16 protein-coding genes are annotated in these 14,534 nt (G+C 73.7%); 15 read left to right on the top strand and 1 reads right to left on the bottom strand.

The genetic code is table 11. The features are described 5' to 3' along the window. The first annotated feature begins 63 nt into the window (after positions 1-63). The 9 genes from AB0M39_RS05245 (at position 64) to AB0M39_RS05205 (ending at position 8,956) form a co-directional block, all read left to right on the top strand. A complete protein-coding gene (locus AB0M39_RS05245) occupies positions 64-1,107 on the top strand; it encodes an ATP-binding cassette domain-containing protein (RefSeq protein WP_365360364.1) in 1,044 nt (347 codons plus the stop codon). Positions 1,108-1,109: 2 nt separating this feature from the next. Beyond that, positions 1,110-1,919, top strand: coding sequence for an ABC transporter permease (locus AB0M39_RS05240; protein ID WP_365360362.1), 810 nt, complete (start codon positions 1,110-1,112; stop codon positions 1,917-1,919). Positions 1,920-2,010: 91 nt separating this feature from the next. Continuing rightward, entirely contained in the window at positions 2,011-3,858 is a 1,848-nt protein-coding gene (gene glmS / locus AB0M39_RS05235) for a glutamine--fructose-6-phosphate transaminase (isomerizing) (protein WP_365360360.1), read from the top strand. Next, complete coding sequence (locus AB0M39_RS05230; protein WP_365360358.1) at positions 3,855-4,223, top strand: holo-ACP synthase; 369 nt, start codon at positions 3,855-3,857, stop codon at positions 4,221-4,223. Before glmS ends, AB0M39_RS05230 begins: the two co-directional genes overlap by 4 nt. A gap of 4 nt (positions 4,224-4,227) precedes the next feature. After that, on the top strand, positions 4,228-5,673 hold the full coding sequence (locus AB0M39_RS05225; RefSeq protein ID WP_365360356.1) for an NAD(P)H-hydrate dehydratase: 1,446 nt from the start codon (positions 4,228-4,230) through the stop codon (positions 5,671-5,673). Positions 5,674-5,739: 66 nt separating this feature from the next. Then, positions 5,740-6,885 (top strand): alanine racemase, encoded by a 1,146-nt coding sequence (gene alr / locus AB0M39_RS05220; RefSeq protein WP_365360354.1) that lies wholly within the window; start codon positions 5,740-5,742, stop codon positions 6,883-6,885. A 10-nt stretch (positions 6,886-6,895) separates the two neighbouring features. Continuing rightward, positions 6,896-8,116: an alpha/beta hydrolase gene (locus tag AB0M39_RS05215; protein ID WP_365360352.1), complete on the top strand. Its 1,221-nt coding sequence runs from the start codon at positions 6,896-6,898 to the stop codon at positions 8,114-8,116. Then, positions 8,088-8,609: a tRNA (adenosine(37)-N6)-threonylcarbamoyltransferase complex ATPase subunit type 1 TsaE gene (gene tsaE / locus AB0M39_RS05210; RefSeq protein WP_365360350.1), complete on the top strand. Its 522-nt coding sequence runs from the start codon at positions 8,088-8,090 to the stop codon at positions 8,607-8,609. Before AB0M39_RS05215 ends, tsaE begins: the two co-directional genes overlap by 29 nt. A 167-nt stretch (positions 8,610-8,776) precedes the next feature. Then, complete coding sequence (locus AB0M39_RS05205) at positions 8,777-8,956, top strand: hypothetical protein (RefSeq protein WP_365360348.1); 180 nt, start codon at positions 8,777-8,779, stop codon at positions 8,954-8,956. Between the two features lie 246 nt (positions 8,957-9,202). Here the strand turns inward: AB0M39_RS05205 and AB0M39_RS05200 are convergent, their stop codons facing one another. Continuing rightward, entirely contained in the window at positions 9,203-9,763 is a 561-nt protein-coding gene (locus tag AB0M39_RS05200) for a hypothetical protein (RefSeq protein WP_365360346.1), read from the bottom strand. A 128-nt stretch (positions 9,764-9,891) separates the two neighbouring features. On the opposite strand from AB0M39_RS05200, the gene tsaB reads away from it, so the two are divergent. The 6 genes from tsaB (at position 9,892) to AB0M39_RS05170 (ending at position 14,436) form a co-directional block, all read left to right on the top strand. Continuing rightward, on the top strand, positions 9,892-10,545 hold the full coding sequence (gene tsaB / locus AB0M39_RS05195) for a tRNA (adenosine(37)-N6)-threonylcarbamoyltransferase complex dimerization subunit type 1 TsaB (protein WP_365360344.1): 654 nt from the start codon (positions 9,892-9,894) through the stop codon (positions 10,543-10,545). Beyond that, positions 10,542-11,027 carry a ribosomal protein S18-alanine N-acetyltransferase gene (gene rimI, locus AB0M39_RS05190; protein ID WP_365360342.1) on the top strand — a complete coding sequence of 162 codons (486 nt, stop codon included), beginning with the start codon at positions 10,542-10,544 and terminating at the stop codon, positions 11,025-11,027. Before tsaB ends, rimI begins: the two co-directional genes overlap by 4 nt. A gap of 3 nt (positions 11,028-11,030) precedes the next feature. Continuing rightward, complete coding sequence (gene tsaD / locus AB0M39_RS05185; protein ID WP_365360340.1) at positions 11,031-12,152, top strand: tRNA (adenosine(37)-N6)-threonylcarbamoyltransferase complex transferase subunit TsaD; 1,122 nt, start codon at positions 11,031-11,033, stop codon at positions 12,150-12,152. Then, a complete protein-coding gene (locus AB0M39_RS05180) occupies positions 12,149-12,433 on the top strand; it encodes a hypothetical protein (protein WP_365360337.1) in 285 nt (94 codons plus the stop codon). The genes tsaD and AB0M39_RS05180 overlap by 4 nt, the downstream gene beginning before the upstream one ends. A 59-nt stretch (positions 12,434-12,492) precedes the next feature. Further along, positions 12,493-13,731, top strand: coding sequence for an RNA polymerase sigma factor (locus AB0M39_RS05175; RefSeq protein WP_365360335.1), 1,239 nt, complete (start codon positions 12,493-12,495; stop codon positions 13,729-13,731). A 90-nt stretch (positions 13,732-13,821) separates the two neighbouring features. Continuing rightward, entirely contained in the window at positions 13,822-14,436 is a 615-nt protein-coding gene (locus AB0M39_RS05170) for a hypothetical protein (protein ID WP_365360333.1), read from the top strand. The last annotated feature ends 98 nt before the right edge of the window (positions 14,437-14,534 follow it).

The raw sequence follows: 14,534 nt of genomic DNA, 5'->3' as shown, positions 1-14,534 counted from the left end.
CGTCACAGTTGTTCTGAGGAGTGGGCGCCGGCCCGACGTCCACGGACCCGCGAGGGGAATCCCATGACGTACGCGATCCAGGCGGAAGGCCTGGCCAAGCGGTTCAAGGACACTCAGGCACTGGCCGGGGTGGATCTGGCGGCACGGGCGGGCACGGTGCTCGGCCTGCTCGGGCCCAACGGCGCGGGCAAGACCACGGCGGTCCGGATCTTCGCCACCCTGATCCAGCCCGACGCCGGACGGGCCTTCGTGGCCGGCCACGACGTCGTGCGGGAAGCGGGCGCGGTGCGCGCGCTGGTCGGTCTGACCGGGCAGTACGCGGCGGTCGACGAGAATCTGACCGGCACCGAGAATCTGCTGCTCATCGGCCGTCTGCTGGGCATGCCGAGGCGCGAGGCGCGCTCTCGCGGGGAGGAGCTGCTGGACCGCTTTCAGCTGACCGACGCCGCAGGGCGCGCGGTGAAGACCTTCTCCGGAGGCATGCGCCGCCGGCTGGACCTGGCGGCGAGCCTGGTGGGCAGGCCGCAGATCCTCTTCCTCGACGAGCCGACGACCGGGCTCGACCCGCACAGCCGCGGCGAGCTGTGGGACATGCTGCGCGCCCTCGTCGCCGACGGCGCGACCGCGCTGCTGACCACCCAGTATCTGAACGAGGCGGACGTCCTCGCCGACGACATCGTGGTGGTCGACAAGGGCCGGGTGATCGCCGAGGGCACGCCGGACGAGCTGAAGTCGCAGGTGGGCGGCCAAGTGCTCGCGCTGCGGCCGGTCCGCGGCGACGATCTCGTGGCCGCGCACGCGCTGGTGGCCGAGGCGGCCGGGCCGCACACCCGGATCGAGGGCGAGACGGTCACGGCGCCGGTGAACGACCCGGAGCTGATGCCCGCCGTGGTGCGCAGGCTGGACCGCGCGGGGATAGCGGTGGGGGAGCTGGCGCTGCGCCGCTCCTCGCTGGACGAGGTCTTCCTGGCGCTGACCGGGCACCGGGCGGAGCCGGAGCAGCCGGAGCAGCGCGCCGAGCAGGACCAGACGGGCGAGCAGGACCAGACGGGCGGGCCGGACGAGCCGCCCGTGGACGAGAGCGAGTTCGAGAAGGCGGTGCGCTAGCCATGGCCGCTACGACGATCACCGCCCCGCTGACCAAGTCCGGGCGGGTGCGCCCGCTGGCGGGGATCCAGCAGACGCTGACGATGGCCTGGCGCTCGCTGGTCGCGGTGAAGCACAACCCGCTGGAGCTGGTGGACTACAGCATCACGCCGATCATGTTCGTGTTCCTGTTCACCTACGTCCTGGGCGGACAGATGGCCGGATCGCCCCAGGCGTATCTGGAGTACGCGCTGCCCGGGATCATCGTCCAGAACACGCTGTTCATGACGATGTACACGGCGATGGCGCTCAACACCGACCTGACCAAGGGCGTCTTCGACCGGCTGCGGAGCCTGCCGATAGCCCGCTCCGCCCCGCTCGTCGGCCGGATCGTCGCCGACCTCGCCAAGCACGTCTGGGCGATGCTGCTGATGATCGGCCTCGGTCTGCTGCTCGGCTTCCGGATCACCGGCGGCGTCGTCGGATTCCTGCTGGGCGCGGTGCTGCTGGTCGTGTTCGCGGCCGCGGTGTCCTGGAGCGCGGTGCTGATCGGGATGCTGGCGGGCGACGCCGAGAAGGTGCAGGCGTTCGCGTTCACGATCATCTTCCCGATCACCTTCACCAGCAGCGCGTTCGTCATGGTCGACACGATGCCGGGCTGGCTCCAGGCGTGGAGCGATGTCAACCCGGTCACCCAGCTGTCGGACGCCTACCGCGGCCTGCTGCTGGGCGGCCCGGTGGCCGAGCCGGTGATGTGGTCGCTGGCCTGGGCGGCGGGGATAGCCGCCGTGTTCTACCCGCTGGCGATGAGGGCGTACCGGGCGAAGGTCTGAGCCCCGAATCGGACGGCTCCGGCAGGCCGTGCCCCGCGCATGAGCCCGCCTGCCCGGGCGGCGGGGGGCTCGGGCCGTAGGCTGCGGTTCCATGTGCGGAATCGTGGGTTACGTCGGCGGACAGTCGGCGCTTGATGTGGTCATCGCGGGCCTCAAGCGGCTCGAGTACCGGGGCTACGACTCGGCCGGCGTGGCGGTCCTCGCCGACGGCGGGCTGGCCGCGGCGAAGAAGGCGGGCAAGCTCGTCAATCTGGAGAAGGAGCTGGTGGACCGGCCGCTGCCGAGCGGCTCCACCGGCATCGGGCACACCCGATGGGCCACGCACGGCGGGCCCACGGACGCCAACGCCCACCCCCACCTGGACAACGCGGGGCGGGTGGCCGTCGTCCACAACGGGATCATCGAGAACTTCGCGGTGCTGCGGGCGGAGCTGACCGAGCGCGGGCACGAGCTGGAGTCCGAGACGGACACCGAGGTCGTGGCGCATCTGCTCGCCGAGTCGTTCTCCTCCTGCGGCGACCTCGCGGAGTCGATGCGCCAGGTGTGCCGGCAGCTCGAGGGCGCGTTCACGCTGGTCGCCGTGCACGCGGACGAGCCGGACGTGGTCGTGGGCGCGCGCCGCAACTCCCCGCTGGTGGTGGGCGTCGGCGAGGGCGAGTCGTTCCTCGCCTCGGACGTGGCGGCCTTCATCGCCCATACGCGCTCGGCCATCGAGCTGGGCCAGGACCAGGTCGTGGAGCTGCGCCGGGACGGGGTGAGCGTCACCGACTTCGACGGGGCGCCCGCGGACGTCCGCTCGTACCACGTGGACTGGGACGCCTCGGCCGCCGAGAAGGGCGGCTACGACTACTTCATGCTCAAGGAGATCGCCGAGCAGCCGAAGGCGGTCGCCGACACCCTGCTCGGCCGGATCGACGCGGCCGGCTCGCTGACCCTGGACGAGGTGCGGATCCCGACGTCGGTGCTCCGCGAGGTCGACAAGGTCGTCGTCGTCGCGTGCGGCACCGCCTACCACGCGGGCATGATCGCGAAGCTGGCGATCGAGCACTGGACGCGCATCCCCTGCGAGACGGAGCTGGCGAGCGAGTTCCGCTACCGCGACCCGATCCTCGACCAGCGCACCCTGGTGATCGCGATCTCCCAGTCCGGCGAGACGATGGACACCCTGATGGCCCTGCGCCACGCGCGCGAGCAGGGCGCGAAGGTGCTGGCGATCTGCAACACGAACGGCTCGACGATCCCGCGCGAGTCCGACGCCGTGCTGTACACGCACGCGGGCCCCGAGGTGGCGGTCGCCTCGACCAAGGCGTTCTTGACCCAGCTGGTGGCCTGCTATCTGGTCGCCCTCTATCTGGGGCAGGTGCGCGGCACCAAGTGGGGCGACGAGATCCAGGCGGTCATCCGCGATCTGGCCAAGGTCTCCGAAGCGGTCGAGCAGGTCCTGGAGACCATGGAGCCCGTGCGGGAGCTGGCGCGCTCGCTCGCCGGCAAGAACACCGTGCTCTTCCTAGGCCGCCATGTGGGCTACCCGGTGGCGCTGGAGGGCGCGCTGAAGCTCAAGGAGCTGGCCTATATGCACGCGGAGGGCTTCGCGGCCGGCGAGCTCAAGCACGGGCCTATCGCGCTGATCGAGGAGGATCTGCCGGTGGTGGTCGTGGTGCCGTCGCCGCGCGGGCGCTCGGTGCTCCACGACAAGATCGTCTCCAATATCCAGGAGATCCGGGCCCGCGGGGCGCGCACCATCGTGATCGCCGAGGACGGCGACGAGGCGGTCGTGCCGTACGCCGACCATCTGATCCGCATCCCGGTGACGCCGACGCTGCTGCAGCCCCTGGTCGCCACCGTGCCGCTGCAGGTCTTCGCCTGCGAGCTGGCCACGGCCCGCGGCAACGAGGTCGACCAGCCCCGCAACCTGGCGAAGTCGGTCACCGTCGAATGATCATCGGGGTGGGGATCGACGTCGCCGAGATCGACCGGTTCGCCGCGTCGATGCGGCGCACGCCGGCGATGGCCGACCGGCTCTTCGTGGAGCGGGAGCTGCTGCTGCCCAGCGGCGAGCAGCGCGGCTTCGCGTCCTTGGCGGCGCGCTTCGCCGCCAAGGAAGCGCTCGCCAAGGCGCTGGGCGCGCCCGCCGGGCTGCTGTGGACGGACGCCGAGGTGTACGTCGAGGACACCGGCCAGCCCCGGCTGCGGGTGCGCGGCACGGTCGCGGCGCGCGCCGCCGCGCTCGGGGTGCGCTCCTGGCACGTGTCGTTGAGCCATGACGCGGGGGTGGCGTCGGCCGTGGTGATCGCGGAGGGTTGACCGTATGCGCACCGCTTACCGCGTGGAGACCGTACGGGCCGCCGAGGCCGAGCTGATGGCGCGGCTGCCGGAGGGGGCGCTGATGCAGCGCGCCGCCGCCGGACTGGCCGCGGCCTGCGCGCCCCTGCTGGGCCGGGTGTACGGATCGCGGGTCGTCCTGCTCGTCGGCAGCGGCGACAACGGCGGCGACGCGCTGTACGCGGGCGCCCGGCTCGCGCGCCGGGGCGCCGGGGTGACGGCCGTGCTGACGGGCTCGCGCGCCCACGAGGGAGGGCTGGCGGCCCTGCTGGGCGCGGGCGGACGGGTCGCGGACGACCCCTTCGAGGCGCTGGCCGTCGCGGACCTGGTCCTGGACGGCGTCACGGGCATCGGCGGGCGCGGCGGGCTGCGGCCCGAGGCGGCGCCGGTGGTGCGCGCCGCACGCGGGTCCAACGCCGTCGTCGTCGCCGTCGACCTGCCCAGCGGTGTCGAGGCGGACACCGGGGAGGTGCTGGGCGAGGCCCTGCCGGCGGATGCGACGGTGACCTTCGGAACGTACAAGCCGGGTCTGCTGATCGATCCGGCGAAGGAGTACGCGGGCACGGTCCGCCTCGTCCCGATCGGGCTGGAGGACTGGCTGCCCTCGGTGCCCGACGTGGAGGCCCTCCAGCACGAGGACCTGGCGCAGCTGCTGCCCGCGCCGAGCGCCGCGAGCGACAAGTACCGCCGGGGCGTCGTCGGCGTCGTCGCGGGGTCCGCGCGCTACCCGGGCGCGGCGGTGCTCGCCGTGGCGGGCGGGCTCAGGGGCGGCTCGGGCGCCGTGCGGTACGTCGGGCCCGCCGCCGACGCGGTCCTCGCCCGCTTCCCGGAGGCCCTGGTGCACGCCGGGCCGCCGTCGAAGGCCGGGCGGGTGCAGGCGTGGGTGCTCGGCCCGGGGCTCGGCGACGGCGGCGACGCCATGGACTGCGTACGCGACGTCCTCGCCTCCGACGTGCCGGTCCTCGTCGACGCGGACGGGCTGCGGCTGCTGGACGCGCAGGCGGTACGGGACCGGGGCGCGCCCACCCTGCTGACCCCGCACGCGGGCGAGGCCGCCGCGCTGCTCGGCGTGGCCCGCGAGGAGGTCGAGTCGGCGCGGCTCGCGTCGGTGCGGGAGCTTGCCGAGCGCTATGGGGCGACGGTTCTGCTGAAGGGCTCGACGACGCTGGTCGCGGCCCCGGACGGCGGCCGCTCACCGGTCCGGGTCAACCCCATGGGCACGCCCTGGCTGGCGACGGCCGGCAGCGGCGACGTGCTCTCCGGCCTGGCGGGCTCCCTGCTGGCGGCCGGACTCGAGGCGCGGGACGCGGGCTCGGCCGCGGCGTATCTGCACGGTCTGGCGGCGCGACACGCGGTGGCGCAGGGGGTGCCGATCACGGCGTACGAGGTGGCGCAGGGGCTTGCTGCCGCGTGGCGGGACGTATGGGAGTGATCCGCGCCCCGGGGGCGGGCCGGGGAACCTCGAACCCTGCCGCGGGCCTCTGAGACACTGGGCGCGATGAGCCAGACACTGAGAGCCCGCGCCGAGATCGACCTCGCCGCTGTGCGCGCCAACGTGCGCGCTCTGCGCGCCCGCGCGCCCCGGGCTGCGCTGATGGCCGTGGTGAAGTCGGACGGCTATGGCCACGGCGCTGTGCCGTGCGCCAGGGCCGCCGTCCAGGCCGGGGCGACCTGGCTGGGGACCGCGACGCCGCACGAGGCGCTCGCGCTGCGCGCCGCCGGGCTCCAGGAGCGGATCCTGTGCTGGCTGTGGACGCCCGGCGGGCCCTGGCGCGAGGGCGTCGAGGCCGATCTGGACCTGGGCGTCAGCGCCCTGTGGGCGCTCGAGGAGGCCAGGGCCGCCGCCCGGGAGGCCGGGCGCGCCGCCCGCGTCCATCTGAAGGCCGACACGGGCCTCGGGCGCAACGGCTGCCAGCCCGCCGACTGGGCCGAGCTGGTCGCCGCCGCCCGCGCCGCCGAGGCCGAGGGCACGGTCAAGGTCGCCGGCCTGTGGTCGCACTTCGCGTGCGCGGACGAGCCCGGGCACCCCTCGATCGCCGCCCAGCTGGACGTCTTCGGCGACATGCTGACGTACGCCGAGAAGGCGGGCATCGAGCCCGAGGTGCGGCACATGGCCAACTCCCCGGCCACGCTGACGCTCCCCGAGTCCCACTTCGACCTGGTGCGGACCGGGATCGCGATGTACGGCATCTCGCCCAGCCCCGAGCTCGGCACGCCGGAGGAGCTGGGCCTGTGGCCCGCTATGACGCTCGCGGCCTCGGTGGCCCTGGTCAAGCGCGTTCCGGCGGGTCATGGCGTCAGCTATGGGCATCACTACGTCACGGCCCAGGAGACGACCCTCGGCCTGATCCCGCTGGGCTATGCGGACGGCGTCCCGCGCCACGCCTCGGACCGAGGTCCGGTCCTGGTCGGCGGCGAACGGCGGCGGATCGCCGGCCGGGTGGCCATGGACCAGTTCGTCGTCGACCTGGGCGGGGAGAAGGTCCAGGAGGGCGCCGACGCGCTGCTGTTCGGACCGGGCCGCCGCGGCGAGCCCACCGCCGAGGACTGGGCCGAGGCAGCGGGCACTATTGCGTACGAGATCGTCACCCGCATCGGAACGAGGGTTCCGCGCGTCTATCTGAACGTGGACCCGGACGAGTAGGAGCGGCACGGTGAGCGATACCAGCACGGGGGACGCCGTGGCAGCCGCCGCCACGGCGGCGGGCAACTGGCGCAAGGCGGGCATCGCCGGCGCCGCGATAGGCGTGATCGCCGCCGGCGCCGCCGCGGGCGTGGCGCTGGAGCGGCTCACGGTCGGCCGCGGCATGCGCAAGAAGGCCCGGCTGGCGCTGGACGCCTCGGGGCCCTACGGCGCGCTGCGCGGCATGCCCGGCAGGGCGCTCGCCGACGACGGCACCGAGCTCTACTACGAGTCCGACGAGGTGGAGCCGGACTCGGGCGGCCCGCGCCGCCGCCGGCTCTTCGGCCGCAAGGCCCCCGCGCCCGTCACCGTGGTCTTCAGCCATGGGTACTGCCTGAGCCAGGACTCCTGGCACTTCCAGCGCGCCGCCCTGCGCGGACTGGTCCGCACGGTGCACTGGGACCAGCGCAGCCACGGCCGCTCGGCGCGCGGCGCCTCGCAGTCGGGCCCCGACCCGGTACCGGTCTCCATCGACCAGCTGGGCCGCGATCTGAAGGCGGTCATCGACGCGGCGGCGCCGGAGGGGCCGCTGGTGCTCGTCGGCCACTCCATGGGCGGCATGACGGTGATGGCGCTCGCCGACCAGTTCCCCGAGCTGGTGCGGGAGCGGGTCGTCGGGGTCGCCCTGGTCGGCACCTCGTGCGGGAAGCTCGGCGAGGTCAACTACGGTCTGCCGGTCGCCGGCGTCAACGCCGTGCGCCGGGTGCTGCCCGGCGTCCTCAAGGCGCTCGGCTCGCAGGCCGAGCTGGTCGAGCGGGGCCGCCGCGCCACCGCCGACCTGTTCGCGGGCCTGATCAAGCGGTACTCGTTCTCGTCCAAGGACGTGGACCCGGCGGTCGCGCGGTTCGCGGAGCGGCTGATCGAGTCGACCCCGATCGACGTGGTCGCGGAGTTCTACCCGGCCTTCGTGGAGCACGACAAGGCCGAGGCGCTCGAGGTCTTCCTGGAGGTCCCGGCGCTGGTCCTGGCCGGCGACAGGGACCTGGTCACCCCCAGCTCCCACAGCGAGGCCATCGCGGACATACTCCCGGACGCGGAGCTGGTCATCGTTCCGGACGGCGGCCATCTGGTGATGCTGGAGCACCCGGAGGCCGTCACGGACCGGCTCGCCGACCTGCTGGCCCGGGTCGGCGCGGTGCCGACAGCGGCTAACGTTGGACCGTATGGAAGCACCGCACAGCCCGGCGGCTGAGACCGCCGCCGCCACCGCCTCTCTCTCCGTCGAGTCCCCCGAGCAGATGCAGGAGTTGGGCCGCCGGCTCGCCAAGCTGCTGCGCCCCGGCGATCTGGTGATGCTCACCGGCGAGCTCGGCGCGGGCAAGACGACGCTGACCCGGGGCCTGGGGGAGGGCCTCGGCGTGCGCGGCGCCGTCACCTCGCCGACCTTCGTGATCGCCCGTGTCCACCCCTCGCTGACCGGCGGCCCGGCCCTCGTCCATGTGGACGCGTACCGGCTGGGCGGCGGGCTCGACGAGATGGAGGACCTCGACCTCGACGTCTCGCTGCCCGAGTCGGTGATCGTCGTGGAGTGGGGCGACGGCAAGGTCGAGGACCTCTCCGAGGGTCGGCTGCACGTGGTGATCCACCGGGTCGTCGGGGACACGGACGACGATCGTCGCGAGGTCGCTCTGCACGGCTTCGGCGCGCGCTGGTCCGCGGTCGACCTCTCCGCCGTGGGGGCCTGAGCAGCGGCGCAGTCCCGCCCGCCGGGTGGTGTAGCCCTGCCGTGTGTACATTCCGACAAGACGTCGGGAAAATGTTGCGTCTGCGGTGCCGGGCGTGGTCACATGGTACAGAGAGCTGGTTAGGTCTACCTAACCACGCCTGCCCCCGGAGCCCCCAGGAGGCGTCCATGCCGGCATCCGAGCGCGAAACGCGTCCTCGGCAGCAGCAGCTGCCGCCTCAGCCGTCGGTCCTGTCGATGCGCGAGCTCCTGGCGTCCTGTGCCGCGGCCAGCGCGGTCTCCACCCCGCCTCGCGACGAACAGCCCGCCGAGCGGCCGGAGGGACCCGCGCGACGCGACGCGGCATGAGGACGGGCGGCGCGTAGCCGCCCGGCGCGCATGGTGCGGCAGCCGGAACCGTCCGGCACGAACGGTGCGTCGCGTCTGAGTCGCCCGCAGGGAGAGCGCGTCGCGTCTGGGCCGTCCGGCAGACAGAGCGCGTCGCCTGAGCCGGGCCGCGCCGGGTCCTCCGTACGGGCGGTTCTGCGACGGCGCCACGACGGGCGCGCACCCGGCCGTCCCGAGGGCCGCGGGGCCCTTCGCCGCGGAACTTCGCTACGGGACGACGACGACCTTTGTGCCGATCGTCGCGAAGCCCCACACCGCGTCGCCGTCGGCCCGCTTCATCCGCACGCCGCCGGTCTTCTTCTCCGGGTCCGGGGCGGCCAGCGTGCCGTCCACCGCCGCGCTGAAGCCGACCGAGACGCCGTCGGTGCGCGCGAACCGCACCACATGCTCGATCTGCACGCCGTCCGAGCCGGCGAGGCTGCCCGACCGCGAGGTCACGGTGTAGGACCCCGGCTTCGGGCTGACCGTCGAGGGCATGACCGCGAAGGTCCGCCGCAGCTTGTTCTTCTCGCCGACCAGCCAGACACGGCGGTCGCCCAGCGCGTACACCACCCGCACGCCCTTGCCCGAGTCGGCGGGCAGCGTCAGCGGGTTCTTGGGCTTCTGCTTGGTTCCGTCGGCGCCCGGCGCGGTGGAGCTGGAGGCCGGGCCCTTGGGCTTGGCGAACTCGTCAGAGACGCTCGCCGACGCCTGGAAGGCGAGGAAGCCCACGGCGGCCAGCGCGGCCGCCGTGAGCCCGGCCACCAGGACCGAGCTGCTCCGTGACACCGTGCCACCTCTCGAATGTTCGTGCGCGCTATACGCATCCAGTCGTACGTATCGCTGGTGACGGTAGCAGCAGCCGTGCGCTTCGCCGGGGCACCGTGCCCCGGGCGCTGGAGCCGTAGGCTGTTCGCGTGCTCTTGCTCGCTGTTGATACCGCCACCCCCGCCGTCACCGCCGCCCTCCACGACGGCGCCTCCGTCCTCGCCGAGACCGCGCGCGTGGACGCCCGCCGCCACGGGGAGCTGCTGCTGCCCGCCGTCGACGAGGTCCTGGCCGAGGCCGGGGTGAGCCTCGACGCCGTCACCGACCTGGTCGTCGGCGTCGGCCCCGGCCCGTACACCGGACTGCGCGTCGGCCTGGTGACGGCCTCGACCTTCGCCTCCGCCCTGGGGATCCCGGTGCACGGGGTGTGCACGCTGGACGGGCTCGCGTACGCCTGCGGCCTCAAGGAGCCCTTCGTCGTGGCGACGGACGCCCGCCGCAAGGAGGTCTACTGGGCGCGGTACGACGCCTCCGGCGCGCGCGTGAGCGAGCCGGCCGTCGACCGGCCCGCCGACATCGCCGAGCAGGTCGCGGGGCTGCCCGCCGTCGGAGCGGGCGCGCTGCTGTACCCGGAGGTGTTCTCGGACGCCCGCGCGCCCGAGCACGTCTCGGCCGGGGCGCTCGCCTCGCTGGCCGCCCGGAAGCTGGCCGCCGGGGAGGAGTTCCTCCCGCCGCTGCCGCTGTATCTGCGCAGGCCGGACGCCCAGGTGCCGAAGAACTACAAGGTGGTCACGCCCAAGTGACCGCCGGAGCGAGGGCTGTGCTGCGCGAGATGCGCTGGTGGGATCTGGAGCCGGTGCTCGCGCTCGAGCACGAGCTGTTCCCCGAGGACGCCTGGTCGCCGGGGATGTTCTGGTCCGAGCTCGCCCACGCCCGCGGCCCGCAGGCCACCCGCCGCTATGTGGTGGCCGAGGACGACGGCGAGGTCGTCGGGTACGCGGGCCTCGCCGCGGCCGGCGGCCTCGGGGACGTGCAGACCATCGCCGTCGCCCGCTCGCAGTGGGGGGCCGGACTCGGCGCCCGGCTGCTGACCGACCTGCTGCAGCACGCCACCGCCTTCGAGTGCGACGAGGTGCTCCTCGAAGTGCGCGTGGACAACACCCGGGCCCAGAAGCTGTACGAGCGTTTCGGCTTCGAGCCGATCGGGTTCCGCCGCGGCTACTACCAGCCCGGCAACCACGACGCTCTCGTCATGCGGCTCCACGTACAAGGAACAGAGAACTGACTGATGGCTGACGAACCGCTCGTACTCGGCATCGAGACCTCCTGCGACGAGACCGGCGTCGGCGTCGTACGCGGTACGACCCTGCTCGCGGACGCCGTCGCCTCCAGCGTGGACACGCACGCCCGCTTCGGCGGCGTGGTCCCCGAGATCGCCTCGCGCGCGCATCTGGAGGCGATGGTCCCCACCATCGAGCGCGCCCTGAAGGACGCGGGCGTCTCGGCGCGCGACCTCGACGGCATCGCCGTGACCGCCGGCCCCGGCCTCGCGGGCGCGCTGCTGGTCGGCGTCTCGGCGGCGAAGGCGTACGCGTACGCCCTGAACAAGCCGCTGTACGGGGTGAACCACCTCGCCTCGCACATCTGCGTCGACCAGCTGGAGCACGGGCCGCTGCCCGAGCCGACGATGGCGCTGCTGGTCTCCGGCGGCCACTCCTCGCTGCTGCTCGCGCCCGACATCACCGCGGACGTGCGGCCCATGGGCGCGACGATCGACGACGCGGCCGGCGAGGCCTTCGACAAGATCGCGCGGGTGCTCGACCTCGGCTTCCCCGGCGGTCCGGTGATCGACCGGCTGGCGAAGGAGGGCGACCCCGCGGCCATCGCGTTCCCGCGCGGACTGAGCGGCTCGCGCGACCCCGCGTACGACTTCTCCTTCTCCGGCCTCAAGACCTCGGTGGCCCGCTGGATCGAGGCCAAGCGGGCCGCGGGCGAGGAGGTGCCGGTGCGGGACGTGGCCGCGTCCTTCCAGGAGGCGGTCGTCGACGTGCTCACCCGCAAGGCGGTGCGGGCCTGCAAGGACCAGGGCGTGGACCATCTGATGATCGGCGGGGGAGTGGCGGCCAACTCCCGGCTGCGCGCGCTCGCCCTGGAGCGGTGCGAGCGGGCGGGCATCCGGCTGCGCGTGCCCCGGCCCGGGCTGTGCACCGACAACGGCGCGATGGTGGCGGCGCTGGGGGCGGAGATGGTCGCCCGCAACAGGCCGGCCTCCGACTGGGAGCTGTCGGCGGACTCGTCCCTGCCGGTGACGGACCCCCACGTCCCGGGCGAGAAGCAGCCGCACGCCCACAAGCACGCCCACACGCACGACCATGTGCACGAGATCAGCAAGGACAACCTCTACTCATGAGCGGCATGACGGTCGCGCTGATGTGGGAGGCCCGCGCCGTGCAGGGCCGCGGCGCGGAGCTGCTGGAGTGGGCGCGGGCCCGGGCGCAGGAGCTGGCGTCGGAGCCGCTGCGCCAGGAGACCCTGCGCGCCCCGCAGGACCGCGTCCTCGTCATCACCTGGTGGGACGCGGACGACGTGAACGCGCCGCTGCCGGAGCTGCCGGAGCCCGACGCCCAGTTGATCACCCGGCCCGTGCACCGCTGGCGGTTCGAGTCGCTGGAGACCCTGCCCCCCTCCTGAGCGGACGGGGCGCCCAGGTGTTTGCCTCCGCGCTCCCAGGGCTGCTCTGATGGGTGGCCGTGACGACAGCGAGCGCGGTGGAAGCGGTGTTCAGGATCGAGTCGGCGCGGATCATCGCCGGCGTCGCCCGGATCGTACGGGACGTGGGCATCGCCGAGGAGCTCGCGCAGGACGCACTGGTCGCCGCGCTGGAGCAGTGGCCGGAGTCGGGCGTCCCCGAGAAGCCGGGCGCCTGGCTCATGGCCACCGCCAAGCACCGGGCGATCGACCTCGTACGCCGCAAGGAGACGTACGCCCGCAAGCTGGCGGAGGTCGGGCGGACCCTGGAGGACGTGCCGCCCGCGGAGCCCGCCGACGCCGACGACATCGACGACGACCTGCTGCGGCTGATCTTCACCGCGTGCCATCCGGTCCTGTCCACCCAAGCGCGGATCGCCTTGACCCTGCGGCTGCTGGGCGGGCTGACGACCGAGGAGATCGCACGGGCCTTCCTGGCCGCGGAGCCGACCGTCGCCCAGCGCATCGTGCGCGCCAAGCGCACCCTCGCCAAGGCGGGCGTCTCCTTCGAGGCGCCCTACGGCGCCGACCGCGCCGAGCGCCTCCCGTCGGTCCTGGAGGTCGTCTACCTCGTCTTCAACGAGGGCTACTCCGCCACCGCGGGCGACGACTGGGTGCGCCCCGCGCTGTGCGAGGACGCGCTGCGGCTCGGCCGTGTGCTCGCCGGGCTGATGCCCGAGGAGCCCGAAGTGCACGGGCTCGTCGCGCTGTTGGAGATCCAGGCCTCGCGCACGGCGGCCCGGACCGGCCCGGACGGCGAGCCGGTGCTGCTCGCCGACCAGAACCGCACCCGCTGGAACCAGCTGCTGATCCGGCGCGGCTTCGCGGCCCTGGGCCGGGCGAACGCGACCGCCGAGGGCGCCCCCGGGCCGTACGCCCTCCAGGCCGCCATCGCCGCCTGCCACGCCCAGGCGGTCCGCTATAGCGACACGGACTGGTCCACGATCGCCGTCCTCTATAGGCAGTTGGCCGCGGTCGCCCCCTCCCCGGTGGTGGAGCTCAACCGCGCGGTCGCCGTCTCCATGGCGGAGGGCCCCGAGGCGGCACTGCCCCTGGTGGACGCGCTGGCGCGGGAGCCGGCGCTGAAGGGGTACCACCTGCTGCCCAGCGTGCGAGGCGACCTGCTGTCCCGGCTGGGGCGGACGGCCGAGGCCCGGGAGGAGTTCGAGCGGGCGGCGTCGCTGACGCGCAACGAGCGGGAGAGGGAGCTGCTGCTGAAGCGGGCGGCGCAGTGCGAGTGAGACGCGCAGGTCCCCGGCCCAGACGGGCTCTTGCCGGTGCCCGAGGAGCTGACTGATCTCGCCTTCTGATCAGGCGATAGCCTCGTGCGCATGTCCCGCAGTACGCTTCCGCCCCCTCCGCCGCCTGCCGAGATACGCGCCTGGCCCGACGACGAGTCGATGCTGAACGACCGGGGGAGGGCGATGGGCGAGCTGAGCCGGCTGAGCATCGGACTGTCGCGCCTGCTGCTGTTCTGGCTGACGGCGGCCGGCTTCGCGGCCGGGTGGGGGATGATCGGCGCGGCGCTGACGACCTTCCACGACGGCGTCGACGCGACCTCGTACATGCTCATCCCGATCTTCATGGCGATCGGTCTGGGAGCGATGATTCCCACCGGGCTGGTGATCGTGGCGGGGATCCGGCGCGACAAGGCGGTGCGCGAACGGCTGGCCCAGTGGTCGTCCCTGGCCCACGACCCGGCCCGCGACGCCCGCCACCGCGCGCCGGGCGAGAGCCTGCTCTGGCTCATCCCGTCGTTCGTGCTGTGCGCGCTCGGCCTGTGGGTCTGCTTCGCCTACCCGGCGGGCGCCCGGCCCGGCAGCGAGACGTACGCGGAGGTGACCGTCGTCATGGGGATGGGCTTCATCATGTGGCTGACGGGCCTGCTGGGCGTCGCGAAGGCGGTGACCCACTACCGGTGGGCGGTCCGTCTCGGCCGCGGCTGAGAGCAGCAGGCCTCCGCCGCGCCCGTCCCCGCCCCCTCGTCTCCGACAGGCCGACAGGCCGGCAGCCCCCCGCGGGCCGCCGGCCTGTCTCCGTTCCC

The sequence above is a fragment of the Streptomyces sp. NPDC051907 genome (assembly GCF_040681075.1).
Lineage (GTDB): Bacteria > Actinomycetota > Actinomycetes > Streptomycetales > Streptomycetaceae > Streptomyces.
Note: the sequence above shows the minus strand (reverse complement) of the source record. Positions and strands in the feature narration are given on the sequence as shown.